We start from the raw sequence: 3,539 nt of genomic DNA, 5'->3' as shown, positions 1-3,539 counted from the left end.
TTTAAGCTAATTTTATCAATAACCACATCCTCATTTTAACTTTTTTAAAAGATGTGGGTAATCAATAGGACTTAAGTGTTATTGATTACCCACGAGTTGATAAGTGTTTGATAATCAATGCTCTTATCACTAGCGAGGGACTTAAGTCCCTCGCTAGTGATAAGAATTGAAAGCTATAACAGTGGTTTGTGGCACACAGAACACAAACAGCCCCTTCCAATTATTTAATAATTATCATGCAACTAAGACAGCCATGCCATAAGTAATTTCGGACGAATGACTTTGTGTTCTGTGTGCCACAGACCGCGGTTTTTGACCACGATTTTTTTCAAAAAACCTAACCACATAAAAAAATAAACAATGGGAGTTTTATTAGGCGTAAACGGATTTAAAGACAAGCGCATTGTGTATTTTAGCAACGAGCTAAACTTGCCTTCTGTGGGCGATTTTGGCGATTGCTATTTTATCATCAATGGCAACAACTCGTATCTGAAATACTGGAACGGAGCATTTTTCGCCAATGCCTCCGACCGTGAGGATGGCATCAAGGCCGTCTCAGATTATTTCAGGGACTATTATGCAAAATTTGCCGACATCGATACCAGCAAGTACTTGGGCAGGTGCAGGGAAATCATGGTGATAGAAGACGAAAACAACGACGGCGACACGGCGAAGTATTTTTTTGATGGCAGTGCATTAATAAGTAACCTGTCTAAAACGATTTTGAGTAGGATAGAAGCCTTGGAATATGTTCCCATCGTCATCTACTCGTTTATAAACAACGTCAACAATGCTGAAAAAGGGAGTACCGTCACGAGCATAACGTTTAGTTACACCTTCAACAAAAGTGCGAACGCCATCAACATCAACAATGGTATTGGCGTAGTAACAGGCGGAAGTATAACCAAGACCGTTAGTTTAACCACGAACACTACCTATACCCTCACGGTATCAGACGGTAGGAATGCCGTGAGCGCCAATACTGCCGTCAGCTTTTTGAACAAAGCCTATTGGGGAACTAATGCCAACGGTACGTTAACCAATGCGGAGGTGTTAGGATTAGCCAACAACACTTTGGCCACCACACGCAACCGCACCCTTACGCTGAATGGCAATGGCGAATACATCTATTATTGCTACCCAGCCAGCTTTGGCGACGCCAGTTTTAGTATCAGCGGTTTGGCAAGTACGGCTTGGACAAAATCTGTTCAGCATGTAACAAATTCGTTTGGGAATGTAACGAGCTACAACGTCTACAGGACTAACAACATCCAAAACGGTACGGGCATTCAAATACAAATTAATTAGGTAGTTTATAACATTCGTCCAGAGGACTGCTAATAGTCACTTACCAACTCACAATTCACTAACTCGCTGATTCACAATTACACATTCGTCCAGAGGACTTTTAATAGTCGTCACTCGCTGGAAGCGAGCGACTGCAAAGCGTGAGTGACTATTACTCATTTACTAACTCACAATTCACTAACTCACTAACTCACTAACTCACAACTCACTCAATCACTAAATTTATATGGCAAACAATATAGGAACACTCGTTACCGCAGCGGTAAGGCCGTTCTCAGAAGCAGACAAATTTCCTACCGCATACGGAAATGAGATATTAGGAGGCCTAAAGACCTGTCAATCAATCACCGAACGCAATACCATTCCTACGGAAAGACTTACTGTCGGTACCCTAGTATACGTTGCAGATACAGACCTGATATATTTCTGGAATGGGACAAGTTTTGATACAGGAAAAAAGCTAAGCAAGAATGATTATGACGATACAGACAAAACATCTGTAAGCAGCATCAATCAGTATATTACTTATCCACTAACAATGGTTAATGGAAAGTACATCAATTTTTCAGGAACAGGCGAAGCCACGTCGGATATTAGATGTTACACCACCATCATCAACGACGGAAGCAAACATTTTATCACATCCACCATCGGAGGGTCGGCGATGAAGCTATTGTTTTTTTATGATACCAACAACAACCTTATTTCTACCCAATATCAAGGAAATGATACGGGCGTGAATACTCCGTTTACAGATTTGGAAATACAGTTTCCAAACAACTGTGCCTATTATAAAGTAAATGGCTTTCTAGCATCTGGGGGCGTTATTTTGAAGAAAAAGCAAAATATGTTTAGCTATCTAGGCAATGTATTATCGAGCAATATGGTACAAACCCCTACGAGCGACATTGAGGGGAAATACCCTTGGAACAATGCCAGCATTCATGATGATGCGACCAAAAAATATGCAACCTACAACATTTTACCGACCGACATCCTGAGGATTAGCACAGCCATTGGCGGGTCGGCAATGTGGGCGGTAGTTTATTTAAATTCAGCAAACCAAGTGGTAGGCTATGAAAACAAAGGGCGTGATGGTTTTGTAGACTTTTATAATGATTATCAGCTTACGATACCTGTTCAGGCAACAAAAATGTACTTGAGTGGGGTGGTAGGGCAAAATTACAGTCTCACTAAATACACAGTCTTTACCAAGGCGGTATCAACGGCACAATTATCGACAGAGCAAGAACGAATTACGAAGTTAGAAAATGGCTCGTCGAATTTATTATCAGGCAAAACCTTTCTGCATTTCGGAACCTCCATTCCCGAAGGGGGCAGATACCCGACTGATGGCCCAGCCAGTTTGGGCGGGGTCGGCATCAATATGGCTGTGGGGAGTTCTACTGCAAGGATTAGTCGGGCAGATGGTTCGTATAATGGTTTGGCATATCAGAATTTTATGTATGCCTTGGCGCGTAAAAAGTCGGAAATACAAACTTTAATCGATACTTGGGATACTATTAAAGGCTCTTTAAGTAATAATCCACCTGATGTTTTAACCGATGCGGAGAAGACAAAAATGCTTGCTTGTAGCTACGAATATAGGCTGTTACCTTACTTAGACGGTACCAAACCAATGCCCGATTTCTTCATCTTCGACCACGGGCGAAACGACGGTTATAGTAACGACCTTAGCGTTATTCCTGCACAACGTGATGACAGGCGTTATTTTATCGGAGCAATGAATTATTTAATAGACTTGATTTTAAAATACAACAAATTCGCCCGTATAGCCTTTGTTGGGCATTATGAAAACGATTTGCTCACACCAGTTTCGCAGGCACAAGAGGTTCTCGCCGATTATTGGGGCTTTCCGTTACTGCGAATGTGGGAAAAGACAGGTTTTTCACAACAGATTGTGCAAGGTTCAAAATCTCTGTGGACACAAGAGCCTTGGAGCAATTACACAAACGGACAAAACACCACACTAGATATGAACAGACAACGCATCTATCTACCCGACGGCATCCACCCACATGCTGAAGGAGCGGACAAGAATGCATCAAAGTTGCTGACGAAGATTTATGCTAATTTTATTAAGGAGTTGGTGTAAAAACTAATGGTAAATTTTATATTATCTTCTTGTATTCGTAGCGAGGGACTTATTAAGATTCATGAAATAATCGTTCTTTGAAATTTGGGTAAAACTCATTAAATTTTCGTCAAAA

The 3,539-nt window shown here is 41.2% G+C and carries 2 protein-coding genes; both read left to right on the top strand.

Translation table 11 applies throughout. The features are described from left to right. Window positions 1–360: 360 nt before the first annotated feature. A complete protein-coding gene (locus AC07XN_RS23795) occupies window positions 361–1,308 on the top strand; it encodes a hypothetical protein (RefSeq protein ID WP_494744856.1) in 948 nt (315 codons plus the stop codon). 226 nt (window positions 1,309–1,534) lie between these two features. Further along, the gene (locus AC07XN_RS23790; protein ID WP_494744855.1) at window positions 1,535–3,424 is read left to right on the top strand and encodes a hypothetical protein; all 1,890 of its coding nucleotides are present in this window, start codon (window positions 1,535–1,537) and stop codon (window positions 3,422–3,424) included. The last annotated feature ends 115 nt before the right edge of the window (window positions 3,425–3,539 follow it).

The sequence above is a fragment of the Arcicella sp. GW458-12-2-14-TSB2 genome (genome assembly GCF_059423785.1).
The sequence above is the reverse complement of the archived record's forward strand: the minus strand, read 5'-3'. Positions and strand labels throughout refer to the sequence as shown.

Excerpts from the sequence above, each read along its gene's own strand:
- AC07XN_RS23795 (WP_494744856.1), top strand. The coding sequence starts at position 361 with ATGGGAGTTTTATTAGGCGTAAACGGATTTAAAGACAAGCGCATTGTG.
- AC07XN_RS23790 (WP_494744855.1), top strand. The coding sequence starts at position 1,535 with ATGGCAAACAATATAGGAACACTCGTTACCGCAGCGGTAAGGCCGTTC.